Origin of the sequence: Sulfitobacter sp. TCYB15, from assembly GCF_040435955.1 — a bacterium.
GTDB classification, from domain to species: domain Bacteria; phylum Pseudomonadota; class Alphaproteobacteria; order Rhodobacterales; family Rhodobacteraceae; genus Sulfitobacter; species Sulfitobacter pontiacus.
In genome coordinates, this window is the sequence record NZ_CP159193.1 from 2,190,690 (window position 1) to 2,217,292 (window position 26,603).

The 26,603-nt window shown below is 61.4% G+C and carries 24 protein-coding genes; 12 read left to right on the forward strand and 12 right to left on the reverse strand.

All coding sequences use genetic code 11. The features are described 5' to 3' along the window. The first annotated feature begins 1 nt into the window (after position 1). Positions 2 to 1,042: a succinylglutamate desuccinylase/aspartoacylase family protein gene (locus ABM428_RS10510; RefSeq protein ID WP_184581908.1), complete on the forward strand. Its 1,041-nt coding sequence runs from the start codon at positions 2 to 4 to the stop codon at positions 1,040 to 1,042. Positions 1,043 to 1,107: 65 nt separating this feature from the next. On the opposite strand, the gene ABM428_RS10515 is transcribed toward ABM428_RS10510, so the two are convergent. Continuing rightward, positions 1,108 to 2,745 carry a divergent polysaccharide deacetylase family protein gene (locus tag ABM428_RS10515; RefSeq protein ID WP_353627915.1) on the reverse strand — a complete coding sequence of 546 codons (1,638 nt, stop codon included), beginning with the start codon at positions 2,743 to 2,745 and terminating at the stop codon, positions 1,108 to 1,110. Positions 2,746 to 2,903: 158 nt separating this feature from the next. On the opposite strand from ABM428_RS10515, the gene ABM428_RS10520 reads away from it, so the two are divergent. From ABM428_RS10520 to lexA, 7 genes are all read left to right on the forward strand, one after another. Continuing rightward, positions 2,904 to 3,485 (forward strand): aminodeoxychorismate/anthranilate synthase component II, encoded by a 582-nt coding sequence (locus tag ABM428_RS10520; protein WP_005853838.1) that lies wholly within the window; start codon positions 2,904 to 2,906, stop codon positions 3,483 to 3,485. Next, positions 3,482 to 4,501 (forward strand): anthranilate phosphoribosyltransferase, encoded by a 1,020-nt coding sequence (gene trpD / locus ABM428_RS10525; RefSeq protein WP_180827812.1) that lies wholly within the window; start codon positions 3,482 to 3,484, stop codon positions 4,499 to 4,501. Before ABM428_RS10520 ends, trpD begins: the two co-directional genes overlap by 4 nt. Further along, positions 4,498 to 5,166 (forward strand): uracil-DNA glycosylase, encoded by a 669-nt coding sequence (locus ABM428_RS10530; RefSeq protein ID WP_132997238.1) that lies wholly within the window; start codon positions 4,498 to 4,500, stop codon positions 5,164 to 5,166. The genes trpD and ABM428_RS10530 overlap by 4 nt, the downstream gene beginning before the upstream one ends. Beyond that, complete coding sequence (trpC, locus tag ABM428_RS10535; protein WP_009824807.1) at positions 5,163 to 5,987, forward strand: indole-3-glycerol phosphate synthase TrpC; 825 nt, start codon at positions 5,163 to 5,165, stop codon at positions 5,985 to 5,987. The genes ABM428_RS10530 and trpC overlap by 4 nt, the downstream gene beginning before the upstream one ends. Continuing rightward, positions 5,987 to 6,460: a cyclic pyranopterin monophosphate synthase MoaC gene (moaC, locus tag ABM428_RS10540; protein WP_037944424.1), complete on the forward strand. Its 474-nt coding sequence runs from the start codon at positions 5,987 to 5,989 to the stop codon at positions 6,458 to 6,460. The genes trpC and moaC overlap by 1 nt, the downstream gene beginning before the upstream one ends. Then, a complete protein-coding gene (gene glp / locus ABM428_RS10545) occupies positions 6,457 to 7,629 on the forward strand; it encodes a gephyrin-like molybdotransferase Glp (protein ID WP_353627916.1) in 1,173 nt (390 codons plus the stop codon). Before moaC ends, glp begins: the two co-directional genes overlap by 4 nt. A gap of 62 nt (positions 7,630 to 7,691) precedes the next feature. Further along, the gene (lexA, locus tag ABM428_RS10550; RefSeq protein ID WP_184581900.1) at positions 7,692 to 8,390 is read left to right on the forward strand and encodes a transcriptional repressor LexA; all 699 of its coding nucleotides are present in this window, start codon (positions 7,692 to 7,694) and stop codon (positions 8,388 to 8,390) included. A gap of 6 nt (positions 8,391 to 8,396) precedes the next feature. Here lexA and ABM428_RS10555 read toward each other — a convergent pair whose 3' ends face one another. Further along, positions 8,397 to 10,445 (reverse strand): ComEC/Rec2 family competence protein, encoded by a 2,049-nt coding sequence (locus ABM428_RS10555; protein WP_353627917.1) that lies wholly within the window; start codon positions 10,443 to 10,445, stop codon positions 8,397 to 8,399. A gap of 126 nt (positions 10,446 to 10,571) precedes the next feature. Here ABM428_RS10555 and gltX point away from each other — a divergent pair, with 126 nt between their 5' ends. The 3 genes from gltX to ABM428_RS10570 all read left to right on the forward strand — a co-directional run bounded on the left by gltX (position 10,572) and on the right by ABM428_RS10570 (position 14,039). Further along, positions 10,572 to 11,972 carry a glutamate--tRNA ligase gene (gene gltX / locus ABM428_RS10560; RefSeq protein WP_037944427.1) on the forward strand — a complete coding sequence of 467 codons (1,401 nt, stop codon included), beginning with the start codon at positions 10,572 to 10,574 and terminating at the stop codon, positions 11,970 to 11,972. 114 nt (positions 11,973 to 12,086) lie between these two features. After that, positions 12,087 to 13,382 (forward strand): citrate synthase, encoded by a 1,296-nt coding sequence (gltA, locus tag ABM428_RS10565; protein WP_037944428.1) that lies wholly within the window; start codon positions 12,087 to 12,089, stop codon positions 13,380 to 13,382. 363 nt (positions 13,383 to 13,745) lie between these two features. Further along, a complete protein-coding gene (locus ABM428_RS10570) occupies positions 13,746 to 14,039 on the forward strand; it encodes a hypothetical protein (protein ID WP_005853859.1) in 294 nt (97 codons plus the stop codon). 5 nt (positions 14,040 to 14,044) lie between these two features. On the opposite strand, the gene ABM428_RS10575 is transcribed toward ABM428_RS10570, so the two are convergent. The 10 genes from ABM428_RS10575 to ABM428_RS10620 all read right to left on the reverse strand — a co-directional run bounded on the left by ABM428_RS10575 (position 14,045) and on the right by ABM428_RS10620 (position 25,414). Then, entirely contained in the window at positions 14,045 to 14,821 is a 777-nt protein-coding gene (locus ABM428_RS10575) for an enoyl-CoA hydratase-related protein (protein WP_132997241.1), read from the reverse strand. A 72-nt stretch (positions 14,822 to 14,893) separates the two neighbouring features. Next, positions 14,894 to 15,364, reverse strand: coding sequence for a cytochrome c-type biogenesis protein (locus ABM428_RS10580; protein ID WP_243250358.1), 471 nt, complete (start codon positions 15,362 to 15,364; stop codon positions 14,894 to 14,896). After that, a complete protein-coding gene (locus ABM428_RS10585; RefSeq protein ID WP_353627918.1) occupies positions 15,361 to 17,322 on the reverse strand; it encodes a heme lyase CcmF/NrfE family subunit in 1,962 nt (653 codons plus the stop codon). The genes ABM428_RS10580 and ABM428_RS10585 overlap by 4 nt, the downstream gene beginning before the upstream one ends. Before the next feature lie 92 nt (positions 17,323 to 17,414). Beyond that, positions 17,415 to 17,990 carry a holin family protein gene (locus ABM428_RS10590; protein ID WP_132997244.1) on the reverse strand — a complete coding sequence of 192 codons (576 nt, stop codon included), beginning with the start codon at positions 17,988 to 17,990 and terminating at the stop codon, positions 17,415 to 17,417. After that, a complete protein-coding gene (locus ABM428_RS10595) occupies positions 17,981 to 18,592 on the reverse strand; it encodes a holin-associated N-acetylmuramidase (protein ID WP_074634384.1) in 612 nt (203 codons plus the stop codon). The genes ABM428_RS10590 and ABM428_RS10595 overlap by 10 nt, the downstream gene beginning before the upstream one ends. Before the next feature lie 80 nt (positions 18,593 to 18,672). Next, positions 18,673 to 19,116, reverse strand: coding sequence for a cytochrome c maturation protein CcmE (gene ccmE / locus ABM428_RS10600; protein WP_132997245.1), 444 nt, complete (start codon positions 19,114 to 19,116; stop codon positions 18,673 to 18,675). Between the two features lie 6 nt (positions 19,117 to 19,122). After that, on the reverse strand, positions 19,123 to 20,151 hold the full coding sequence (gene argC, locus ABM428_RS10605) for an N-acetyl-gamma-glutamyl-phosphate reductase (RefSeq protein ID WP_005853872.1): 1,029 nt from the start codon (positions 20,149 to 20,151) through the stop codon (positions 19,123 to 19,125). Positions 20,152 to 20,187: 36 nt separating this feature from the next. Then, entirely contained in the window at positions 20,188 to 20,997 is an 810-nt protein-coding gene (locus ABM428_RS10610) for a glutamate racemase (RefSeq protein ID WP_005853874.1), read from the reverse strand. A 12-nt stretch (positions 20,998 to 21,009) separates the two neighbouring features. Continuing rightward, positions 21,010 to 21,909, reverse strand: coding sequence for a lysophospholipid acyltransferase family protein (locus ABM428_RS10615; RefSeq protein WP_240790815.1), 900 nt, complete (start codon positions 21,907 to 21,909; stop codon positions 21,010 to 21,012). Positions 21,910 to 21,997: 88 nt separating this feature from the next. Further along, positions 21,998 to 25,414, reverse strand: coding sequence for an indolepyruvate ferredoxin oxidoreductase family protein (locus ABM428_RS10620; RefSeq protein ID WP_132997246.1), 3,417 nt, complete (start codon positions 25,412 to 25,414; stop codon positions 21,998 to 22,000). 261 nt (positions 25,415 to 25,675) lie between these two features. Between ABM428_RS10620 and ABM428_RS10625 the strand changes: the two genes are divergently transcribed. Beyond that, entirely contained in the window at positions 25,676 to 26,581 is a 906-nt protein-coding gene (locus tag ABM428_RS10625; protein ID WP_005853880.1) for a LysR family transcriptional regulator, read from the forward strand. Positions 26,582 to 26,603 lie beyond the last annotated feature (22 nt).

A 26,603-nucleotide genomic window follows, 5' to 3' on the forward strand; every position in this document is an offset into this window, starting at 1 on the left:
GATGCCGACCCAAGCCCCGTTCGAGATTGCGGGTCAACATGTGGCACCCGGCACTCGGGCACAGATCGACTTGCCGATCTCGATTCTGCCGGACCACACGCCTGTCGGGCTCTCGCTTGAAGTGATCCACGGCAAGCGCCCTGGCCCCACTATGTTTGTCAGCGCCGCTGTTCACGGGGACGAGCTGATCGGGGTCGAGATCGTGCGCCGTCTGCTTCGCGCACCGCAGTTGAAATCCCTTCGGGGAACACTGCTGGTGATCCCGGTGGTGAACTCTTTCGGCTTCCTAAACCGGTCGCGTTACCTGCCGGACCGGCGCGATCTGAACCGTTGTTTTCCGGGGCACCCGTCGGGGTCTTTGGGGTCACGGCTGGCGCATATCTTTCTGAACGACGTGGTGCTGCGCTGTGATTTCGGAATCGATCTACATTCGGCCGCGATCCACCGGACCAACCTGCCGCAGGTGCGTATCTCTCCTTCAGATGCGGTGACGCGGCGCATGGCCGCCAGCTTTGCCGCACCGGTGGTGCTGACCTCGCCCCTGCGTGACGGATCGCTGCGCGCGGTCGCCGCCGCCAAGGGCACGCCGGTGCTGCTGTATGAGGCGGGCGAAGGGCTGCGCTTTGACGAAATGGCCGTGCGCGCGGGCGTTGCGGGTATCTTGCGGGTCATGCATGCCGAAGACATGCTGCCCGCCAAGGGCATCGCCCCTTCGCGCAGGCAATCCCATGTCTGCTCTAGCTCGACCTGGCTGCGCGCGCCCGTGGGTGGGCTGCTGCGTACCTTCAGGGCCGAGGGGGAGACCGTGAAACAGGGCGACGCGCTGGCGACAGTCTCTGACCCGTTCGGCAAGACCGAAGAGGATATTATCGCCCCCCATGACGGTATCCTGATCGGCCGCGCGATCCTGCCCGTGGTGAACGAGGGCGACGCGGTCTTCCACTTGGCAAAGCTGCTGCCCAAGGCCGTGGCAGACACGGTCGAAGATATGATCACGCAGCTCGAAAGCGACCCGCTGTTCGACGAAGACGAGATTATCTAGGCAGATCACATCCAGGCACGTCGAAGCCCGCGCAGCGCGCAGGTTTTGACGGCTTTACCGGTAGATCATTCAGGCGTGGCGTTTTTCAGCACGGCTGAGACAGGGGCAAGTGCAACTTGGCCGGCACGGTCCTGCAACCCCCAGACCAACAGCGCCGAGATCGTCTCGGGCCGCATCCGCCCCATCATGATCACCGACCCTTCGATCCCCGCCTTGAACGCGGCCTGATCAAGGAACCGCCGGATCACGGTGGGCGTCTGCCCCTTGCTGTCAAAGTCGCGGAACACGGGTGCTGCGGGCACGCCCTCTTTCACCGCAAGCTTGGGCATCGTGTTCAGCCCCTTGTCCTGGGTCACAAGGCCATAGCCGCCTTGCCCAAGGATCGCAGTCACCTGATCTGCTGTCGCGCGGTCGGGTTGCAGCCCGGCACCCTGCCCTTCCAACACGCCGATCACCTCGGGCATACGCGAGAAGGCGACCGCCAGCGTGGTCTCTGCATCGCTTGGCTGCGCACCCTGAGGCAGGTCGACCATCGCCAGCACCTCGAACCCTTCGTTGCGGTAGGTCTGCATGCGCTCTGCCGCGTCGGGCAGGCTGACGTCGACGGCAAAGCTCAGCGGATAGGGAAAGCTGCGCAGCGCGGCGATACCGACCTCGCCCCCTTGCAGATCACTGCCCACGTCCATCAACAGGACGCTCATCAGCGGTTTGTCATCAGGATTCGCGAAAGGCTGGCCATAACGGGTGATGGCGGGGCTTTCTGCGGTGGCTTGCACCTCGGGGGCGGTCTGTTCGCCCGATTGGGCGGTCGGCAGGCGGTTGATCGTCACGCCCGTATCCCGTTCAGAGGTGATCGCCGCAGGGGTGCCGATTGTGGGCCGCCCGTCTGTGCGTTGCTCGGGCGCGCCAAAGACAACATCGGCAGGGGCTTCTTCGGGTTGCGCGTCGGGCGCGCTTGGCGCGGTGGCGACATCGGTGTCCGGCGTGGGCGACACGGGGGTGGTGTCCGGCGTGGGCGACACGGGGGTGTCGACGCTTTCGTCGGCGGTGACGGGCGGTGCTGTCCGGGTCTCGATGCCAAGCGCATCCGGCTCGGTCGGTTCCATCGGTGCGAGCGCCATCGGATTGGGCAAAACAGGATCATCAAGCGTGATCTTCGGTGCAGCTGCATCGGGCACGGCCACGGGGGCTGTCGCGTCGATATCCTGCGCGATCTGCGGCGCGGGTTGCGGCGTTGGGGCGACCTCTGGCTCGGGCTGTGGTTCAGGCTGTGGTTCAGGCTCTACCGTCTCAGACGCTGCCGCGACGTCCGGCGCGTCCTCTGAAGGTGCATCTTGCACAGCCTCTTGCGCGACCGGTGCTTCTACTTCTGGTGCGACCTCGGCACGCGGCACAGTCTCGGGCTCTGGTTCAACGGTGGGCTCCTCGACGACAGGCTCTTCGACAACCGGCTCCGGCTCTGGCGTGATCACATCCTCGTTAGTGTCCTCAGCCGCCGTCAGGGGCGTTTCATCAGCCGCTACTACCGGGGGGGCCGCCATTTCGGGCGCGTTGGTCGCGCGCTCTTCGTCAGGCGTGTCACTTGGCACAGGCGTGTCTTGCAAGGGCGCGGGCCCCATCGGCACCATGAAGGACGCGACACCGGCGACGCCGACACTGAATACCGCACCAATGAGGATGCCGCCAATAAACCCGCGTGACATAGATGATCGCTCCTGTTTTTGTTCCGGTTCGTGCGGCTCTCCGGCCTGCTGCCCTTGACGATAGGTCTTAACCCTGAACATGTATCAGCGGACATTATACCGTGGTTTTGCGCGGTTCCTCTAGCCCTAAACCCTGCCCCAATACAAAGAATTGCTGCATGCTGCTCTTGATAGATAACTACGATAGCTTCACCTACAACCTCGTACACTATCTGGGTGACCTCGGGGCCGAAGTCGAAATCCGCCGCAACGACCAGATCGACGTGCAGGCCGCGATGGCGATGAACCCCGCGGGGATCATCCTGTCGCCCGGCCCCTGCGACCCGGATCAAGCGGGCATCTGCCTTGCGCTGACGGCAGCCGCCGCCGAAACAAGCACGCCGCTTTTGGGTGTGTGCCTTGGCCATCAGACGCTGGGTCAGGCGTTCGGCGGCAAGGTCGTGCGCGCGGGCGAGATCGTGCACGGCAAGATGGGCATGATGCACCACAAGGGTCAGGGCGTCTTTGCGGGGCTGCCATCGCCCTTTGCCGCGACACGCTATCATTCGCTGATCGTTGACCGCGCCACCCTGCCCGACTGTCTTGAGATCACGGCAGAGCTTGAGGACGGCACGATCATGGGCCTGCAGCACCGTGACCTGCCGCTGCATGGCGTGCAGTTCCACCCGGAATCGATCCGTTCGGATCACGGTCACCAGATGCTGCAAAACTTCCTGAACAACGTAAAGGTGCCCGCATGAGCGATGCTCTGAAACCTCTGATCGATGCGGCCGCCAATGGCCCGCTGACCCGGGATCAGGCCGAGACCGCGTTCCAGATCCTGTTTGAGGGCGAAGCGACTCCCAGCCAGATCGGTGGTTTCCTGATGGCCCTGCGCACCCGTGGCGAGACGGTGGATGAATATGCCGCCGCCGCCCATGTCATGCGCGCCAAATGCAACCCCGTCACCGCCCCCGAGGGCGCGATGGACATCGTGGGCACCGGCGGTGATGGCAAGGGCACGCTGAATATCTCTACCGCGACGGCCTTTGTCGTGGCCGGCGCGGGCGTCGTGGTGGCGAAACATGGCAACCGTAACCTGTCGTCCAAATCCGGCGCGGCGGATGCGCTGACGCAGATGGGGCTCAAGGTGATGGTCGGGCCCAAGGTGGTCGAGGCCGCCCTGCGCGATGCGGGCATCGGCTTTATGATGGCCCCGATGCACCATCCCGCGATTGCCCATGTCATGCCCACGCGGTCCGAACTGGGCACACGGACGATCTTCAACATCCTCGGCCCGCTAACCAACCCTGCGGGCGTCAAACGGCAGCTGACCGGTGCCTATCGCCGCGATCTGATCCGCCCGATGGCCGAAACACTTGGCGCGCTTGGCTCTGAAAAAGCGTGGCTTGTGCATGGCTCCGACGGGACGGACGAGCTGACGATCACCGGCACCAGCTGGATCGCCGCGCTGAACCCTGATGGCACCATTTCCGAATTCGAGATCACGCCCGAAGACGCGGGCCTGCCAGTCCATCCGTTCGAGGATATCATCGGCGGCACACCCGAAGAAAACGCGCGTGATTTCAACGCGCTGCTGGACGGAACCCCATCGGCCTACCGAGATGCGGTCTTGCTCAATTCGGCGGCGGCGCTGGTCGTGGCCGATGCCGCACCCGATCTGAAAGCGGGGGTAGAGATGGCACGCCACAGCATCGACAGCGGTGCGGCCCGTGACAAGATCACCCAAGTCGCGCGGATCACCCAGACCGCATGAGCCGTTTTGACCTGTCGCGCCTCGGGGCCTGGCGCGACCTTGCGTTCTTTGACGATACCCTGCCCGGCATCGCCGCCGCGCTGGCTGCGGACCCGCGCGAGACGCTGCCGCCCCGACCGCAGGTTTTCGCCGCGCTGGAACATACCCAGCCCGACGCGGTGCGCGTGGTGATCCTGGGGCAAGACCCCTATCCCACCCCCGGCCACGCCCACGGCTTTGCCTTTTCCGCGCGCGCCGATACCAAACCGCTGCCCCGTTCTCTGTCCAATATCTATAAGGAAATGGTGGATGACATCGGCGCCTGCCCACCGGATGCCGATCTGCGGTTCTGGGCGGATCAGGGCGTGCTGTTGTTAAATACTACATTGACCGTGGCCGCGGGGGACGCAGGCGGCCATGGAAAACTGGGCTGGCAGCAGCTGACCACGCAAATTCTTGGCCACTTGGCCGACCGTCCCCGCGCCTATTTGCTGTGGGGTGCGCATGCCCAAAAAGTCGCGCGGGATGTGGACGGGGGATCGAACTTCAAACTCGAAACCCCGCACCCGTCGCCCCTGTCCGCGCGGCGTGGGTTTTTCGGGTCACGCCCCTTCTCGCGCTGCAATGACTGGTTGCACGCCCAAGGCCAAGCGGCCATAAACTGGGCAACACCGGAGACATCATGACCGATACCAACACTGGCACCATCCTAGACAAGATCAAAGCCTACAAGCTGGAAGAGATCGCCGCCGACAAGGCCGCCAAACCGCTTGAGGCCGTAGAGGCAGAGGCGCGCGCCGCCTCGCCCGTGCGCCCCTTTGCCGACGCGTTGTTCGACGCCTCGCGCGAGGGGTACGGGCTGATTGCCGAGGTCAAGAAGGCAAGCCCGTCCAAAGGGTTGATCCGCGCCGATTTCGACCCCGCCACACTGGCCGCTGCCTATGCCGCCGGTGGCGCGACCTGTCTGTCGGTGCTGACAGACACGCCCAGCTTTCAGGGGGCCAAGGAATATCTTGTCGCCGCCCGCGAGGCCTGCACCCTGCCCGTGCTGCGCAAGGATTTCATGTACGACCCCTATCAGGTTGCCGAAGCCCGCGCGCTTGGGGCCGATTGTATCCTGATCATCATGGCCTCTGTCAGCGATGCTCAAGCGATCGAGCTTGAGGACGCCGCCGCACAATGGGGCATGGACGCGCTGATCGAGGTGCATGACAAGGAAGAGCTGGACCGCGCCGCCGTGCTGAAAAGCCGCATGATGGGGATCAACAACCGCAACCTCAAAACCTTCGAGACGACGCTTGATACCACGCGCCGCCTGTCGAAACATGTGGATGTGGAAAAGATGATCGTGTCTGAAAGCGGGCTGAACACGCCCGAAGATCTGGCCGATATGGCGAAATACGGATCGCGCGTGTTCCTGATCGGGGAAAGCCTGATGCGTCAGGACGATGTAGAGGTCGCAACCCGCAATCTGCTGGCCACACCGCTGCGGCCGGGGGGTATGTAATGGCGCTCACGCATTTTGACGGTAAGGGTGACGCGCATATGGTCGACGTGTCGGACAAACCCGTGACGTCGCGGGTGGCCGTTGCTGAAACCCACATCAAGATGTTGCGCGAAACCTTTGATATCATTACCGAAGGACGCGCTAAAAAGGGTGACGTCATGGGGGTGGCCCGTCTGGCGGGGATCATGGCTGCAAAGCGCACCGCCGATCTGATTCCGCTGTGCCACCCTCTGCCGATCACCAAAGTGTCGGTTGAGCTGACACCCGATGCCGACCTGCCTGGCCTGCGCATTGCCGCGACCGTCAAGACCACCGGACAGACCGGCGTCGAGATGGAGGCGCTGACCGCCGCCTCTGTCACCGCGCTGACTGTCTATGACATGGCCAAGGCCGTGGACAAAGGCATGGAGATCGGCGGCCTGCGGGTCGTGCTGAAAGACGGCGGCAAATCGGGCCGATACGAGGCAGAATGATCTCTGTCAGCGACGCCCTGTCGCATCTCTTTGATCTCGTCACCGCCACCGAAGTAGAAGTGGTCCCGCTGCGTCAGGCCGCGGGCCGTGTGCTGGCGCGCGATGGTGTTGCCACCCGCACCCAGCCGCCTTTCGCGGCCTCCTCTATGGATGGCTATGCCCTGCGCCAGACAGAGGTCGAGCCCGACGCGATGTTCAAGGTCATCGGCGAAGCGGCGGCGGGCCATCGATTTGACGGCGTGGTCAAGGCCGGTCAGGCCGTGCGCATCTTTACTGGCGCCCCAGTCCCCGAAGGCGCTGATTTCGTTGTGATCCAAGAGGATACGACCCGGCGTGGCGATCTGATCATGCTGGGCCATGACATCGGCCCCAAGACCAATATCCGCCCCGCCGGTGGGGATTTCCATGCAGGCGACACGATGGATGCGCCGCGCCTGCTGCGCCCTGCCGATATCGCGCTGCTGGCGTCGATGAATGTGGCGACGGTGCCGGTCTATGCCAAACCACGCGTCGCAATCATCGCCACCGGGGACGAGCTGGTGCAACCCGGCGAAGTGCCGAACCCCGACCAGATCATCGCCTCCAATACCTATGGTCTGGCCGCCCTGCTTGAACAGCATGGTGCGCAGTGCCGCATGATCCCGATTGCCCGCGACACGGTGCCCTCGCTGACCCAAGCCTTCACCATGGCGCAGGATGCCGATCTGATCATCACCATCGGCGGTGCCTCTGTCGGAGACCACGATCTGGTCGCCCCCGTCGCTGCGGAGATGGGGATGGCGCAGTCTTTCTACAAAGTCGCGATGCGCCCCGGCAAACCTCTTATGGCGGGGCGGCTGCGTGATGTACCGATGATCGGCCTGCCCGGCAATCCGGTGTCGGCGATGGTCTGCGGGACGGTCTTTGTCGTGCCGGTGCTGCGCAAGATGCTGGGCCTGCCCGCCGCGCCCGCCGCACGGGTCGATCTGCCGCTTGGCGTTGATCTTCCCGCCAATGGGCCACGCGAACATTATATGCGTGCGATGGTCCGTGACGGTGCCGTCCTGCCCGAAGATAATCAGGACAGTTCGCTGCTGGGTATCCTGTCGCGCGCCGATGTCCTGATGGTCCGCCCGCCCCACGATGGGGCCCGCACTGCCGGAGCGATCATAGGCTGTATTCCCCTCTGACGGTTGACACAAAACAGGAACATCCCTAGAACAAACCCCAAATAGAAACGGGGAATGTCCGGATGCTGACCAAGAAACAACTCGATCTGCTGGCCTTTATTCACAAACGTGTGCAGCGCGACGGCGTGCCGCCCAGTTTTGACGAGATGAAAGAAGCGCTTGATCTGCGGTCCAAATCCGGCATCCACCGTCTGATCACAGCGCTTGAGGAACGCGGATTCATCCGCCGCCTGGCGCATCGCGCCCGCGCGATAGAGGTGGTGAAACTGCCCGATAGCTTGGGCACACTGTCCGGTGCGGGCTTTACCCCGCGCGTGATTGACGGCGACCGCCCCGATGGGCCGCCCCCCTCTGCCGCGCAGCCGGTCAGCGCGTCATCCTTTGATGTGCCGATGATGGGCCGGATCGCCGCCGGTGTCCCGATCGAGGCGATCAGCACCATGACCCAATCTGTCGCCGTCCCCGGCGGGATGATCAGCGGCAGCGGCGAACATTACGCTTTGGAGGTGCAGGGTGATTCCATGATCGACGCAGGGATCAATGATGGCGACGTGGTGATCATCCGCGAAACCTCTGTCGCGGATGATGGGGATATCGTGGTTGCGCTGGTCGAAGACCACGAGGCGACGCTCAAGAAATTCCGCCGTCACGGCAGCTCTGTCGCACTCGAAGCCGCTAACCCCGCCTATGAAACGCGGGTTCTGCCGTCGGATAAGGTCAAGGTGCAGGGACGTCTGGTCGGGTTGATCCGCACCTACTGATGCTTGCTACCGCGGCGGCCTGTCCTTGGGCCATGCTGTCCACAACCGCGTGCCCGCCTTTTGGCGGGCCGTTTGCATAGTGACCCACCCCTTGTCGAGGGTGAGTGCGACTGCCCCCGTGGAGCGTAACCGGTCGGGGTCAAACACATCGCAGCCGCCCGTCAGCGGCGGATCGGGCACAACTGACAGCACGATGATCTGATCCGCACGGCACGCCCCGAACGCCGCCCGCGCGCGCTTGCCGGACAGGTGGATCACCTCTCGTTCCCCGATCTTTGACCTTGTGGGCCAACGCGCTGCGGCTTGGGCCTGATCGGCGCCGTCGCCGTCATTCTCCAGCCAGTTGAGCGCGACAAAGCCTGCGCCTTTTGCCTTGCTCAGCGCACGGCCCGTGGGGGTCATCACCCCCACCAGACTGCCGGTGTCCGAGATCAGCACCGTCGGACGCTCTGCACCGTGCCACAATACCCCCGCTGCAATCACGGCCCCCAAACCGGCAAATCGCAACCAACCCTGCCACAGCAACAGCCACAAAAACCCGAGCGCCAGCAGCGGCAGCACCCAAGGGCCGGGGGCGGCCACATGCCCCTGCGCCCCGTCGATCTCTGCCACGCCTTGCGCGACCAGCAAGATCCAGCGCAACCCTGCGCCCATGACCTGCAGGGGGATCCACTCTAGCCCCAGCGGAGCCATGACCAAGGCAGCCACGGCGGCCGGCATCACCAAGATCCCCATCAGCGGGACCGACAGCAGGTTCGCGACCAAGCCATACTGCGCAATCGTGTTGAAATGGGCCGCCCCGATGGGCGCGGTAAAGCCCCCCGCCACAGCCGAGGAAATCACCGTCGCCACAGCCGGTGCCAGCCACTTCGGCCCAAGCGAGACCTCGGCGTTGCGCAACCAGCCAAAGATCGCAACCAACCCCGTGGTGGCGGCAAAGGACATCTGGAACCCCGGCCCCGTCAATGCCTCTGGCCGCAGGACCAACACGACCGTGGCTGCAATCGCCACGGCCCGCAGGGTCAGCGCCCGTCGCCCGATGATCAACGCGCCAAGGGCCACGGCGACCATGATGAACGCGCGTTCGGTTGCGACATTACCCCCCGACAACAGCAGATAGCCGCTGGCCGCCACCAGCGCCCCTGCCGCTGCGATACTGCGCGTGGGCCAGTGCAGCGCGATCCACGGCACCAACGTCAGCACGATCCGCAACGCGCCAAAGACCACCGCGCTCAGCAACCCCATGTGCAAACCCGAGATCGCCAGTAGATGCGCAAGGTTGCTGGCGCGCAGATCCTGCAGCGCGTCCTGGCTGATGGCGCTGCGGTCGCCGGTGGTGATCGCCGTGGCAAACCCGCCGATATCACCCGGCAAGATCCGCTGAATCCGGGCCGAGGCCGCCATGCGCGCCCGAAAGACCGCCAGCCCGCCATGCCCCGCCTCAGCCGGTGTCGCCGCCAGTAAAGGGGTGCGACTGTACCCCACAGCGCCCAAGCCCGCGAACCATGCATGCCGCTGGAAATCAAAGCCCTCAGGCTCGACCGGGCCGCTTGGCGGCGACAGATGCCCCGTGGTCATCACCCCCAACCCCGGCGTGATATCCGCGTCAAAGCGTCTGTCGCCGTGCAAGGACACGCGCACATGTAGCGGCGTACGCGCAGCAGAGACCCGTTCCAGCACAACCCGATCCAGCGTCAGCCGCAAGGCGTCGGACTGGCTGCGATCCACCGCCACGACGCGCCCCGCGATCGGGCCGTAATAGCGCCACCCCAGCACCGGCCCGCCGACAGCATGAGCCCGCCACGCCGCCAGATCAAAACCGACCAACGCCAAGGCCGCGCCCAACAAAACAGGCCCCGCGACCTCGCCCGCCAGAAAGGCCGCAACCCCCAGCAGCGCCGCCCCGCCCGCGACCCAAAACAGAACTGTTAGCGAAGGCTCGGCCCGCAGCGCAAAATAGCTGCCGATCCCCACAGCCAGACACACCGGCACCCAGCCGATCAGATGCCCCCGCTGTGCGCGCATGCTCTGCGCCATATAGGACAACAGCCCCATACTTGCCCCCGTTCTCTGCACTGGGTAGATAGTCGGGGACGCTATCTCCAAAGGAGTTAGCAAATGATAAACGGCACCCCGAACGGGCGTTTTCCGTGAACTTCTGCTGCAAAGGATCCTCCGCTCATGACAACGCCTGTCGTTACCCGTTTCGCCCCGTCTCCTACCGGTTATCTGCACATCGGCGGCGCGCGGACGGCGCTGTTTAGTTGGCTTTATGCGCGCGGTCGGGGCGGTAAATTCCTGCTGCGCATCGAAGACACCGACCGCCAGCGCCACACCCCCGAGGCAACCGAAGCGATTCTGCAGGGCATGGCGTGGCTGGGACTGGATCACGACGGTGACGTGGTCAGCCAGTTCGAAAACGCCCCCCGTCACGCCGAGGTGGCGCTGCAGCTTCTTGCCGAAGGAAAGGCCTATAAGTGCTTTGCCTCGCAAGAAGAAATCGCCGCGTTCCGGGATCAGGCCAAGGCCGAGGGGCGCAGCACCCTCTACCAATCACCCTGGCGTGACGCCGCGCCCGAAACGCACCCCGACGCCCCCTATGTCGTACGGATCAAGGCCCCGTTGACGGGCGAAACCGTCATCCGCGACGCGGTCCAGGGCGACGTGGTGATCGGGAACGACCAGCTTGATGACATGGTGCTGTTACGTTCCGATGGTACGCCCGTCTATATGCTGGCCGTTGTTGTTGATGACCATGACATGGGCGTGACCCATGTGATCCGCGGGGATGATCACCTCAACAACGCCGCGCGCCAGATGATGATTTACAACGCTATGGGCTGGGACGTGCCGGTCTGGGCGCATATCCCGCTGATCCACGGCGCGGATGGCAAGAAACTGTCGAAACGTCACGGCGCTTTGGGCGCGCAGGAATATCAGGCAATGGGCTTTCCCGCGGCCGGTATGCGCAACTACCTCGCCCGTCTGGGGTGGAGCCATGGGGACGACGAATTCTTCACCGACGCCCAAGCGCAAGAATGGTTCGATCTGGACGGTATCCGCAAAAGCCCCGCGCAATTCGACCTCAAGAAGCTGGAAAACATCTGTGGGCAGCACATCGCCGCGGCGGATGATGCTGCATTGCGGCACGAGATCGAGGCCTATTTGACCGCTGCCGGTCTGCCCGCGCTCACAAAAGCGCAAGCTGACGGGTTGGAGCGGGCGATGTATTGCTTAAAGGATCGCGCGAAGAAATTTCCTGATCTCCTTGAAAAAGCTGAATTTATCCTCGCCGAACGCCCCATCCAACCGGACGAGAAGGCAGACAAGCACTTGGACAATGTATCCCGTGGTATGCTGACTGAATTGACGCCGCAGTTGCAGAATGTTACTTGGGACAGAGAAACGCTGGAGGAGGCGCTGAACGGCTTTGCCGCCGCGCGGGACACCAAATTCGGCAAACTGGCGGGGCCGCTGCGCGCGGCACTCGCCGGGCGGGCAGCAACCCCATCAGTTTTCGATATGATGCTGGTACTTGGGCGTGACGAAAGCCTTGCCCGTTTAAACGATGCGGCTATCTAAGATATGCAAAAGCATATTCCTGATATGCTCAACAATAACTGAGGGGCGGACCGTTTCGGTATCTCCCCAGTCGACGGCATAACGCACGTCGATAAAACGATAGGAAGGGACTTCATGGCCGAAAGTACAAAATCCGCAACGTTGACCATTGACGGGAACAGCTTTGAACTGCCGATCTATTCCCCGTCGGCGGGCCCGGATGTCATGGACATCCGCAAGCTGTTCTCTCAGGCGAATGTGTTCACATATGACCCTGGCTTCACCTCGACAGCGGCCTGTGACAGCACGATCACCTTCATTGACGGTGACGAAGGCGTGTTGCTGCACCGTGGGTATCCGATCGACCAACTGGCCAGCGAATCTCACTACCTCGAAGTGTGCTACCTGCTGCTGTATGGCGAACTGCCCTCTGCCGCGCAGCTGGAAGAGTTCGAAAATCTGGTGACCAACCACACCATGATCCACGAACAGATGATCAACTTCTTCCGTGGTTTCCGCCGTGATGCACACCCGATGGCGATCATGGTCGGCGTTGTGGGCGCGATGTCTGCCTTCTACCACGACAGCACCGACATCAACGACGCGCACCAGCGCGAAGTGGCAACGATCCGTCTGATCGCCAAGATGCCGACGATTGCCGCGATGGCCTATAAGTACACCATCGGTCAGCCGTTCATCTATCCGCGCAACGACGTAGACTATGCCGGTAACTTCCTGCGCATGTGTTTCGCCGTCCCTGCCGAGGATTATGTCGTCGACCCCATCCTTGCCCGTGCGATGGACCGCATCTTTACGCTGCACGCGGACCACGAACAGAACGCATCGACATCGACCGTGCGTCTGGCGTCCTCTTCCGGGGCGAACCCCTTTGCCTGTATCGCTGCCGGCATCGCCTGCCTTTGGGGGCCGGCGCATGGCGGGGCGAACCAGGCATGTCTGGAAATGCTGAAAGAGATCGGCACACCGGACCGCATCCCTGAATTCATCGCCCGCGCCAAGGACAAGAACGACCCGTTCCGCCTGATGGGCTTTGGTCACCGCGTCTACAAGAACCACGACCCACGCGCGACCGTGATGAAAGAAAGCGCGGACGAAGTGCTTGAGCTGCTGGGTGTCGAAAACAACCCAATCCTGCAGGTCGCGAAAGAGCTTGAAAAACAGGCGCTGGAAGATCCGTATTTTGCAGAGAAGAAGCTGTTCCCGAACGTCGATTTCTACTCGGGCATCATCCTCGAAGCGATGGGTTTCCCCACGTCGATGTTCACGCCGATCTTTGCGCTGGCACGGACCGTTGGCTGGATCTCGCAGTGGAAAGAGCAGATCAGCGATCCTCAGCTGAAAATCGGGCGTCCCCGTCAGCTGTATCTTGGCGAAACACCACGCGACTATGTGGATATCGAAAAGCGCTGAATGTCAGTACATTAGTCAAAACGCCCCGCCCTCACGGCGGGGCGTTTTGCGTTTCACGGTGTGCTACCGCTGCCTGAAACCCAGGACAAAGAGAATCACCTGAAAGCTCGCCAGAAAGCGTCCCGTGATCAAAGCGCCTCTTTCCAGCCCACTGTTTCAACTCACTTTTCCCCATTTCGAAACCATAGCGTCCGAAATATGGCAGTTTTGTGTTGTTGTTTCCAAGCTACGCATAATGGTCAAAATTGATTGACCAACCGCCCCGATCATCCCAGATTCATCGTCAATTCAGTGCAGCTTTACCCTGTGCGATGCACGGCAGAACCCAATACGCCCGCTGCCCCCCGCGGAAAGGATGACCGGATGAACGACCCTCGGCCTCGCCTGCAATGGGATAACGCGACCAGCCTAAGCTGCAAGACCGCACGGCATCACCCCGCGCCGCAGGGATCGTTCGTGCATGATATCGAACAGAAATGTGACCAGATCGCGGTGGTCTATGACAAGGGCCAGACGCCGCCGCGGATCACGGTCAAGCAAGTGTCAGGCAGCGTGCACACGGTGCTCGCCGACGGGATAGCGGTGGCTGTGGTTGCCAGCGCCTCGCGTCCGACCCTCAACCCCGATGACGTGTTGTTGGTCGAACGCTCGGTCTAGTGGGATTAGCGGCCCTCGAAGCTCGCGGGGCGTTTCTGCATAAAGGCCATCACGCCCTCTTTGAAATCACGTGATTGCCCGCATTTGCCTTGTTCCTGCGCCTCTAGCGACAACTGATCCTCCAGCGTATTGTCCCAGCTTGCGCGAATGGCGTTCTTGGCAGCGGCATAGGCTGCGGTCGGACCTTGCGCCAGATGCGCCGCCTTGGCACGCCAATGGGCGTCAAACGCGGCATCGGCCACCGCTTCCCAGATCATCCCCCAGTCATCCGCCTGACGGGCAGAGATTTTATCCGCGAACAAGGCCGCGCCCATAGCCTTGGCCGTGCCCATCTGGCGGGGCAACGTATAGGTGCCGCCCGCATCGGGCATCAGTCCAATGCGCGTAAATGCTTGCAGAAAATAGGAAGATTCCGTCGCAAAGACCACATCCGTCGCCAGTGCGAGGTTCGCCCCTGCCCCCGCCGCAGGACCATTGACCGCGGCGATCGTTGGCACCGGACAGTTTGTGATCGCCCGCAGCATGGGGCCGTATTCCTCGCGCAGGGTGCGTTCCAGATCCAGCGAGCCCTTGCTGCTGCTGTCGCTGAGATCCTGACCGGTGCAAAACGCACGACCGGCACCGGTGATGACCACACAACGCGCGTCTTTGCCCGCTTGGGTAAACGCGTGCTCGATCTCTGCCCGCATTTGCGTGGTCAGCGCGTTCATCTTGTCGGGGCGGTTCATGGTGACCACGGCCAGCCCGTCGGTCAGTTCATAGGTCAGGGTTTGATAGTCCATGGCACGGGTTCCTCATCTAGATTTCCCCCGCACCTTACCCATACGACAGGCCACCGCCAGTGAAACCCCGCGTTATCGCTTCAGAATGTCGTCCAGCCGCGCCTGTTCTTGCGCGCTGAGCGGGGCCTGTTCCGCGGACGGTGCCTTCGCACGACCGCGCAGGTAGCCAAACCCGACCCCCGCCGCGATCAATAGCATGAGGGGCCCTGCCGCCCATAACACCCAGGTCGATCCCCGCGCAGGCGGGTTCAGCAGGACATATTCACCATAGCGGTCGACGATATAAGCGACCGCCTCTTCGTCGCTATCACCGGCCACCAGACGTTCGCGCAGCAGGATACGCAGGTCGCGCGCAAGGCTGGCGTTGCTTTCGTCGATGCTTTCGTTCCGGCACACAAGGCAACGCAACCCTTTCGACAAGCTGCGCGCGCGTTGCTCAAGTGCAGGATCCGAGAGCACCTCGTCCGGCTGCACGGCCCAGGTCGGCGCAACCGATAGCACAGGTGCTACAAGCAACATTAGCGCAAGGATCAGCGCTCTCATTCTGCAGGCACCGGCTTTGATTTCGCCGCCCCTGCCGCAACGCGGTAGCGCCGGTCCGAAAGGCTTAACACGCCGCCAAGGGCCATCAGCGCGCAGCCGATCCAAATCCAGTTGGTCAGCGGCTTGACATAAGTGCGCACCACCCAGCCGCCATTTGCCTGTTCATCCCCGATCACGACATAGACATCGCGCAGCAGATTATAGTCGATCGCCGCTTCGGTCGTGGGCATCTGCGCCACGGGATAGAAGCGTTTCTCCGGTCGCAACTGCGCAATCCCTTCCCCGTCGTGGAACAATGTCACGCTGCCGGTCGTCGCCGTATAATTCGGCCCCTGGCCCTGAGTCACATCGTCCAGCTGCACGGTATAGCGCCCCACATCGTAGGAGTCCCCCAGCGGAACGGCGCGGATGTCATCAATCGACCACGCGGTCAGGCCAGCCACCCCCGCCATGGTCACCCCAAGGCCGGCGTGGGCCACCATCTTGCCCCAATCCGCACGCGGCAACCGCCCAAGCCGGCGCAGCCGGTTACTACCGCGCCCCGTGCGCCCCCACAGATCAACAACGGTGCCCATCACGATCCACGCCCCCAAGAACAACCCGAGCGGCCCCAGCAAGCTGCGCCCCGACTGCATCGCGTAGGCCAGCCCCCCAATCGCAATCGCCAATACAAAGGCGTAGCGTAGCGGCTTTAGCGCCCGCGAAATCACCGCACGCTTCCAAGGCATCGCCGACCCGATCGGTAGGATCAGCCCCAGCATAATCATGAAAGGCGTAAAGGCGGCGTTAAAAAACGGGGGGCCAACGCTCAATTTTCTGTCGAAGAACATTTCGGCCAGCAGCGGCCACATCGTGCCAATGAACACGACGAAACAGGCAACGGCGAGCAATACGTTGTTTACCAGCAAAGCCGACTCTCGGCTGACCATGCTGAACACGCCTTTCGCCTCTAACGCGCTGGCGCGCGCCGCGAACAGAACCAGCGCACCGCCCATGAAAAACGCCATGATCATCAGGATAAACACGCCGCGTTCGGGGTCATTCGCAAAGGCGTGGACCGAGGTTAGCAACCCGGACCTGACGATAAACGTCCCAATCAGCGAGAAGCCAAAAGCCAGGATCGCAAGCAGGATCGTCCAGCTTTTCAGGCTTTCTCGTTTCTCCACAACGATGGCGGAATGAAGCAGCGCCGCCGCCAGAAGCCAGGGCATAAAGCTAGCGTTTTCAACGGGATCCCAGAACCAGAACCCGCCCCAGCCAAGTTCGTAATAGGCCCACCAGGACCCGAGCGCGATGCCGATCGTCAAAAACACCCACGCCGCCAAGGTCCAAGGGCGCACCCACCGGCCCCAAGCAGCATCGATCCGCCCTTCGATCAAGGCGGCAACGGCAAAGCTGAAGGTCATCGAAAGGCCGACATACCCTAAATATAAAAACGGCGGGTGGAAGGCGAGCCCGGGGTCCTGCAGAAGCGGGTTCAAATCCTGCCCGTCAAAAGGTGGCGTCGCCAGCCGCAAGAACGGGTTGGATGTGAACAGGATGAAGGCAAAAAACGCCACACCGATTGCGGCTTGCACAGAAAGAACCCGCGCCCGCAAAGTCGGCGGTAGATTCCCCCCGAACCACGCGGCCATCGCCCCGAATAGCGAGACAATGAGCACCCACAGCAGCATTGAGCCTTCATGATTGCCCCAAGTACCGCTGATTTTATACAAAAGCGGCTTCATCGAGTGGCTGTTCAACACCACCAATCGCAGCGAGAAATCAGAGGTGACAAAGGCCCACATCAACGCCCCAAACGCCAGCAATGTCAGGGCGAATTGCGCCCCGGCGGCGGGCTCTGCCACGGCCATCCAACCGGGCCAGCGTTTATGGGCACCAATCAGGGGCACGACCATCTGAACGATGGCAACGCCGAAGGCGAGGATAAGGGCGAAATGTCCGAGCTCTGTAATCATACCCCGATCATAGAGCGGAGCACCGCCCCATACCATGCCGATTCACCGCGAAATCACACGACTGTGCGCAGCAAAGCGTCGCAGGGTCTCCCTTAGCCTGCAACCCTGCGCCAGTCCGCAAGCGCCGCGTTGTCCGATCTGTCGCGCACTGCGCTAGATACGCCTTCCAGATCCCGCAGGGCCCCTTCTTCAACACCATCAACACGTAGCGTTTCCAGCTCTTTGATATGTCGCATCACCGTTGGTGTCTGCGCAATGGTGCGCGCGATAGAGCGTTGGAACTCTTGTGTTTTTACCTGATGCCGCGCGCCAAAGTAGAAAGACACGATAACCCCCAGAAGCCACCATAACGGCTCCGGCACCAGCGACACGCCCTGCATCCGGCTGGCAAACCAGACCGGGTCAACCATCGCCGTGATGAACAAGCCCAAGGTACCAAGCGCCAGCGCTGGACGCGGAAGCCGGTTCAGCCCGTCCATGAAACGGTCAAACCGTCCCTTGCGGGGCACAGCGAATTCCGCCCCAAATTGCACCATAGCCTGTTCCCGCGCGGTTGCATCACGGCCGGCCGTCTTTTCCGCATTGGCGCGAAACACCTCGACCGTGTCGCGCACCACATTGCGGCCGTCACCAAAGACCAACGCAAGCGCGGTATCAATCATCCCCATGCCGCGACCCTTTCGTTAAAGTCACGGATGCTCAGATGGTACCGCGGCGACATGAATTCCTCAGCCCGTTTGATCCATCCTCCTTTCTTTCCGGCCCTTGTGCGGGCGTATTTGCGACTTGCGGGGCGCTGATCCGCCAGCCCAAAGTAATAGTTGCGCCGCGCCACGGCGTAGGCGTCCACCATCTGCGCAGGTGCAGCGGCATAGGCGCGCCCCGTAGCGCCAAGCGTTTGCGGTCCAAGCACCCCGTCCACGGCCACATCAAACCCCATATCTCTTAACAATCGCTGAAGAATCTTCACCGCATTCGCCCCCGCATTCACGTACATGTCGAAAACGGAGGGCTGGAGCGGACGGGGCAGCTGCGCGATCTTGGGTTTGTGGAAGTAATGGGTGATGAATATCTCGGTCGCTTGATCTTGAGTAAGCTCTTGAACATCGGCGAGATTCACTGCGCCGTCACGGTTCACATCCAGCCCCAGCCGACGCAGTGTGTGGATGGTGACGCCGTGGTTCGTTGCCCCGCCCGGATCATCGGGGTCATTCACAAAGCCCCCCTCACGCGCGACGATGGACTTTGCAATTTCCTCAACAGTTTGCATCAAATTGGCCCTTCTTGCAGGTTGCACTGCTGCAAGAATGACGTCTCAGATGTTAACGAAACCCGGCAGGCCCGTACGTATCACCCCTCGGGGGCAACATAAACGCCTTGCTCTTTCAGGGCGTCGACGACCTCTTTCGGCATGTAGGTCTCGTCATGTTTGGCAAGGATTTCAGTCGCTTCGAAGGTGCCGTTGATGTAACGCCCTGTCCCTACCATGCCTTGATTTTCCTCGAACAGATCGGGCAATACCCCGCTGTAGGTCACAGGCACAGCCGCGCCGCCATCGGTCACGGAAAAGCGGATCGTCAGACCATTCCCGCGCACAAGGCTGCCTTCTTCGACCAGGCCACCGATGCGGAAAACCTCTGTCGGGCCGGGGGGTTCGGCGATCACCTGACTGGGCGCGCGGAAAAAGTTGATCCCGTCGCGCATGGCATATCCAATCAGCGCCGTGGACAGCACAAGTGCCACGACCGCGACGCCGATGATCTGGATACGCCGTTGCTTTTTAAGACTTTTCATGCGCCCTCAGGGAAATAGCGGAGCCATCATCAGCCCCTCGACCTCGTCAATACCTAACATCAGGTTGGCGTTTTGCAACGCCTGCCCGCTGGAGCCCTTGGTCAAATTATCGAGCGCGGCAACCACAATGGCGCGGCCGTCGATCCGGTCTGCCACCACGCCGATATGACAGAAGTTCGACCCGCGAATATGGCGCGTGCTCGGGGCCTCCCCCATGGGCAGCACCTCGATAAAGGGCTCGGCATCATAGGCCGCGGCAAGGGTTTTGTGGATCACCTCGGCGTCGCCTTTGACATAGACGGTCGCCAAAATCCCGCGGTTGGCGGGCACCAGATGAGGGGTGAACTGCACCTTAACCGGACGGCCGGCAATGGCGGAAAACTCCTGATCAAACTCACCCAGATGGCGGTGCGTCCCACCAAGGGAATAGGCGTGATACCCCTCGGACAGTTCTGCATGCAGCAGGTTTTCCTTCAACGACCGCCCCGCACCGGACACGGCGCATTTGAGGTCAAGGATGATGTCGTCCAGATCAATCACGCCTTTTTCGATCAAGGGGCGCAGGGCAAACTGACCGGTGGCGGCGTTACAGCCCGTACCGGCCACAAGACGCGCGGATTTGATCTCTTCGCGGTAGAATTCGGTGAGGCCATAGACCGCCTCTTTCTGCTGCTCCAGCGCGGCATGGGGGTTGCCGTACCACTTGGCGTAAGCCTCGGGGTCGCGCAGCCGGAAATCTGCCGAAAGATCGACGATTTTCAGGTCTTTAGGCAGGTTCGCGATGACCTCTTGGCTGGTTTTATGCGGCAAGGCGCAAAAGCACAGGTCAATGTCCGAGAAATCGATCTCTTCAATGGTGACCAATGCGGGCAGGTCGAGATGGCGCAGGTGTGGAAACACCTCTGCGATGGTTTGCCCCGCCTTGGAGTTTGCCCCCAAAGCTTTGATCTGCATAGAGGAATGGCCAGCGATCAGCCGGATCAGCTCGGCTCCGGTATAGCCGGAGGCACCAAGGATGGCGATATTATGGGTCATGTCGGGTTCCGTTCGGAAAGTGTTAGCAAATACGTGTTAGGCCGCTTGAAAGGTCAACGGTCGTCGCAAGAATTGCGTGGCACGGCTGCTGACCTTTTTGGGGTCGCCCGTGGTCAGGAAAGCCGCCTCGCCCGTGCCCAGCATATTGGGGTGACGCTTTAGATAGTCGCTCAGACTATGGGCGACCAGATTGGCCTGGCTGAACACTTTGACATCGGGGCCAAGCGCGTCCTGAAAGGTTTCCTGCATCAGCGGGTAATGGGTGCAGCCCAGAATGGCCGCTTCGGGCGCGGGCATCTTGCGTTTCAGCGCGTCCACATGGCTGCGCACCAGCGCTTCGGCGAGGATGAAATCACCATCCTCGATCGCATCCACGACACCCCCACAGGCCTGCGCTTCGACATCGACGCCGATCGCCCGAAAGGCCAGCTCACGCTGGAACGCACGGCTTGCCACCGTTGCGGGCGTCGCAAACAGCGCCACGTGCTTGAGATCCACCTCGCGCGGGGGGGAATTGTCGCCCCATTGGCGTTCTGTCATCGCCTCGATCAGCGGCACAAAGACGCCCAACACGCGCTTGTCCGACGGGATCCACCCTTCCTGCATCCGGCGTAGCGCCGCGGCAGAGGCCGTGTTGCACGCCAAGATCACCAGATCGCAGCCTGCATCGAACAGACGCTGGGTTGCAGCAGTGGTCAGGTTATAAATGTCATCCGCGTTACGCACGCCGTAGGGTGCATGGGCGCTATCGGCCAAATACACGAAATCCACATCCGGTAGCTGTGCCTGCACGGCATCCCAAACGGTCAGCCCGCCTAGCCCAGAATCGAAAATACCAACTGCCATAACACCTTGCCGTCACCTGTCGGCACGATGCCGATCTTCAAATTCAAACCCCAGATCAAAGGATTTTGCCGGGTCTGGTGACAACTCATACGTCGCTTTGCGCAGGAAATCCATCATAGCTTTTGCGTCTTTTGCCATGGGGTCCAGCACGTTTCTGCCGATGGGTTCGCCGATGACCACGCGCACGGGCGTGTCGACCCGTTTGCGGAATTCCTTGATCAGCAGTCCCATGCGCAGGGTGTGATGCAGATGGCTGGCAATCTGGAACAGGCGGCTGGTGTGGCCATCAAAGTAGATCGGCACGACGGTGGCATCCGATTTCGCGATCATGCGGGCGGTAAAGCTGCGCCAGCCCGGGTCCATGGGGCGCGAAAACGGCCGTGCGCTGGTGCTGACGGTGCCCCCCGGAAAGATACCAACCGCGCCCCCCTGCCCCAGATACTCCAGCGCGGTCTTGCGCGTGCGCAGGTTCAGCGCCAGCGCGGCCTTGTCCTCGTCAAAACTGATCGGCAGCAAATGGCGGTTCAGGTCGGGCGCGCGGTTAAAGACCGAATGGGCCATGATCTTGAACCCGTCCCGGCGGCGCGACAGCATATGCCCCAGCATCAACCCGTCCAGAATACCGTAAGGATGGTTCGCCAGCGCGATGACAGGCCCCGTTTCAGGGATATTCGCCAGACTGCCCCCCACGACGTCAAGCGTCAGCCCATAGCGCTGCACCATCACGTCAAAAAACCCCATCCCGCGCGCCATGTCGTCTTCATAGCCGGTTGCGCGTTTCATCAGCCCCAACCGCCCTGTGCTATTCTCCATCAGGCGGATGAAGGCACGCGCGGGCCGCGATTTGGCGGAATAGGCATAGCTGATGTCACGCGCTGTCAGAGGCAGAAGATCGGGCTGCAGGAGGGTCAAGGTCGGTTCCTTTTCACGGGCTTTGCCTTACCCTCTAGCAGTGGATCATGACAGTCGCGTGACAGACAGCCTATTCAGCCTATTCTGCCTATTCAGCCGCGCGCGAGTTTTGCGTGCCTCCTGACCGGATGACGGCCAGCAGCTCTTCGCGCCGCTTTGCGGCCTTGGCTTCATTCGCCTGTTTTACCGGACCAAAGCCGCGGATCTGCAAGGGAAGCTCTGCCAAGGCGACAATCGCGTCATGGGTTGCGTCAGTCAGCTTGGGCAGAACGTCCTTCATGTCGGCCTCGTATTGCGTGATCAAGGACCGCTCCATCCGGCGTTCTTCGGTGCGGCCAAAGGGATCGAACGGCGTGCCGCGCAGGAATTTCATCCGCGCCAGCATGTTGAACGGCCCCTCCATCCACGCGCCAAAGGTCCGTTTCATCGGACGGCCATCCGCGCCGGTTTTCGACAGGATCGGTGGCGCAAGATTGAAGGTCAGCTTGGGATCCCCCTCAAAGGCCTCTGCCACTTTGGCACGGGTGGATTTCAACAGGCGCGCGACCTCGTATTCATCCTTATAGGACAAAAGCTTGTGGTAGCCCAAGGCCACGGCCTCTTTCAGGCGCGCGTCGGTAATGCTGTCCACCATGGTGCCATAACGCTTCGCCAGCCGCTTGCCCTGATAGGCGATCAGGTGGTCCTTGCGGAAGGCGATCCGTTCATCCAGCGTTTTCGGCAGGGCGACGACATTGGGCGTCATCACGCGCTTGGCATCTTCGGGGTGCAGCACGGCCCAACGGCCCAGTTCAAACGCACGCAGGTTCCGCTCGACCGCGGCACCGTTCAACGTGATCGCCTGTTGCAAGCTGTCCAGCGACAGCGGGATCAACCCCTGCTGCCACGCCGCGCCGAAGATCATCATGTTCGAATAGATTGAATCCCCCAGCGTCGCCTTCGCCAGATCAGAGGCATCAAACAGCGCGACGTCATCCTTGAGCCGCGCCTCAAGCGCGAGGGTGAGCCGGTCGTAGGGCATCTGGAACTCGGTATCGCGGGTAAACTCGCCCGTGATGATCTGGTGCGAATTCACAACCGCCCCCGTCCGCCCAGCGCGCGTCAGGCCAAGCGTCTTGGTCCCGGCAGAGACAACAAGATCGCCCCCGATCAACGCATCCGCTTCACCCGTTGCCACGCGAATGGCGCTGATGTCTTCGGGACGGTTCGCAATACGGCAATGGATATGTACGGCACCGCCCTTTTGGGCAAGGCCCGCCATCTCCATCATCCCAGCGCCCTTACCGTCAATCTGCGCGGCTTGCGCCAGCACGGCGCCGATAGTCACAACGCCGGTCCCACCGACACCGGTGATCACCACGTTATGCGTGCCATTGATCGCAGGCAGGGTCGGCATGGGCAGGTCGGGGATCTTGACCTCTGTCGTGGGGTCCTTGCGGATCTTGGCCCCTTCCAGCGTCACGAAGGACGGACAGAACCCTTTGACGCACGAGAAATCCTTGTTGCACGAGGATTGATCAATCGCCCGTTTGCGCCCCAGTTCTGTTTCTTCGGGCACGATCGAGACGCAGTTGGACTGCACACCACAATCCCCGCAGCCTTCGCAGACATCGGTATTGATGAACACGCGCTTGTCGGGATCAGGGAACAGCCCCCGTTTGCGACGGCGACGTTTCTCGGCGGCACAGGTCTGGATGTAGACGATGACGCTGACGCCTTTGTGTTTGGCGAAATTCTCTTGCACGGTCTGCAGGTCTGCACGCTCGTACATCGGCACGCCACCAAAGGCTTTTTCGTCTACGTCTTCTTTCTCGTCATAGACCACGGCGATATTCTTGACGCCCATGGCCTTCACCTCTGCCACGATACGCGGGGCGTCCAGATCGCCTTCGTTGTGTTGGCCACCCGTCATGGCAACGGCATCGTTATAAAGGATCTTGTAGGTGATGTTCGTCTTGGCCGCGATGGCCGCACGGATCGCCAGATTGCCCGAATGGTTGTATGTCCCGTCCCCGAGGTTCTGGAACACATGGTCGCGTGTCGAGAATTTGGATTCACCGATCCAGTTCGCGCCTTCCCCTCCCATATGGGTAAAGCCGGTTGTCTCGCGATCCATCCATTGCACCATATAGTGGCAACCGATCCCGGCGTAGGCGCGGCTCCCCTCTGGGAGCTTGGTTGACGAGTTATGCGGACAGCCCGAACAGAAATAGGGCACACGCGCGGCGATGTCTTCGGCGTTATCGGCACGTCGCGCGGTATCCAGCGCTTCCATACCCGCCTTGATGCCATCGGTGGTGCGGCCTTCCTCGATAAAGATACCGCCCAGCTTTTCGGCAATCCAGATCGGGTCCAGTGCGCCACGGGTGGGGAACAGCTCTTCGCCATGCTCCATCCCGGCACCACCGCCTTTGTGCCAGCCATAGACGCGGCGATGCGTATCCGAGAACAGCGCCTCTTTGATCTGCACCTCGATCAGCTTGCGCTTCTCTTCCACGACGATCACCAGATCGAGCCCTTCGGCCCAGGAATGGAACCCCTTCATATCCAGCGGGAAGGTCTGCCCGATCTTATACAGCGTGATCCCCAGACGTTCGGCTTCGTTCTCGTCGATGTTCAGCAAGCTCATGGCGTGGATCACATCCAGCCAGTTCTTGCCGGCTGCCGCGATGCCGATCTTGGCCCCGCGCTTGCCCCACATGCGTTTGTCCATCTTGTTGGCGTGGCTAAACGCCTCTGCGGCAAAGCGCTTATAGTCGATCATCCGCGCTTCTTGCAGATGCGGCGTGTCTTGCAGACGAATGTTCAGCCCACCGTCGGGCATATCGAACTGCGGGGTGACCAGTTTCATTCGGTTCGGGTCACCATTCACGACCGATGTCGCCTCTACGGTGTCTTTCATCGTCTTGAGCCCGACCCACAGCCCGCTAAAACGGCTCAGCGCCCAGCCATAGATACCGTAATCAAGGATCTCCTGCACACCGGCGGGGCTAACGACGGGCATATAGGCATCCACCATCGCCCATTCGGACTGGTGCAACACGGTAGAGGATTCACCCGTGTGGTCATCCCCCATGGCCATCAGAACACCACCGTTCACGGACGAGCCCGCCATATTCGCGTGGCGCATCACATCGCCAGAGCGGTCCACACCCGGGCCCTTACCGTACCACAGGCCAAACACACCGTCGTACTTCCCCTCACCGCGCAATTCTGCCTGCTGGCTGCCCCATAGGGCCGTCGCGGCAAGGTCTTCGTTCAGGCCCGGTTCGAACACGACGTTATGCGCGGCCAGCGTCTTGGCGGCGCGGTCCATCTGAAGATCAACGGCCCCCAGTGGCGATCCACGATATCCGGTCACGTATCCGGCGGTATTCAACCCTGCCGCCTTGTCCCGTGCCGCCTGCATCATCGTCAGGCGCACCAACGCCTGTGTGCCGTTCAGCAACACGGGCGATTTCTCGAGGTCATACCGGTCAGTTAGTGAAATTTTTTGCGTACCCATAGCGCGTCCTCCCCTACGTGCAATCAATAGCTATGGCATCACACTAGGTCACAAAAGCTGACCTGTCTAGCGTTGTGTCTGACCCTAGGTCATAAAGCGCCAAGGCGCGGGGCTTGATCTTTTGCACCTCCGCCCGATCTATCCGTGATAAGATAACCGCACATATACCGATGCGCCGCGTCGGAGGGTTGTTTTTAAACTGTAAAACGCGCAAAGATGACCGTTCTTGCGAACACTGCGCTCATTATAAAGGTAGTCCTCATGGATTGGGACAAGCTCAGAATATTTCACGCCGTGGCGGACGCGGGCAGCTTGACCCATGCGGGCGACAAGCTGAATTTGTCGCAATCTGCCGTCAGCCGCCAGATCCGCGGACTGGAAGAGCAGCTGAATACCAACCTTTTCCACCGCCACGCACGCGGCTTGATCCTGACCGAACAAGGCGAGCTGCTGTTCGACGCCACCGTCGCCATGTCCAAACGGCTTGATACCGCCGCTGCGCGCATCCGCGACAGCGAGGAAGAAGTCTTTGGCGAATTGCGTGTCACCACGACCACGGGCTTTGGCACCCTATGGCTGGCCCCGCGTCTGCCGAAGCTCTACGAGAAATACCCCGACCTCAAGGTCGACCTGATGCTCGAAGAACGCGTCCTTGACCTGCCCATGCGCGAAGCCGATGTCGCCATCCGCATGAAAGAGCCGTCGCAAGCCGATCTGGTGCGCAAAAAGCTGATGATGATCAAGATGTGCATGTATGCCTCGCCCGCCTATCTTGCGGCGAACGGCACGCCCCAGCGGCTTGAGGATATGTCGGACCACCGTCTGATCTGCCAGAACACCGACAGCAACCAGGTGCATGCGGGTCTGAACCTGATCCAGCAACTTATGATGCATGACGTGCGGTCGATGCTGACGGTGAACAACTACTTTGGCGTATTGCAAGCGGTGATCAACAACCTCGGGATCGGCGTACTGCCCGACTACCTCATCCAAGACTTCCCCGATCTGGTGCAAGTTCTGCCAGAGACCGAGTCGGCGGATGTGCCCGTATTCCTTGCCTACCCCGAAGAATTGCGCGCCTCCAAGCGGGTCGCGGCCTTTAAAGACTTCGTGCAGGACGAGATCATTACCCATCGCAAACTGCTGCGCGAGAAAGAGTCCCACTAGCTATGCGAAAACCGCATATCGG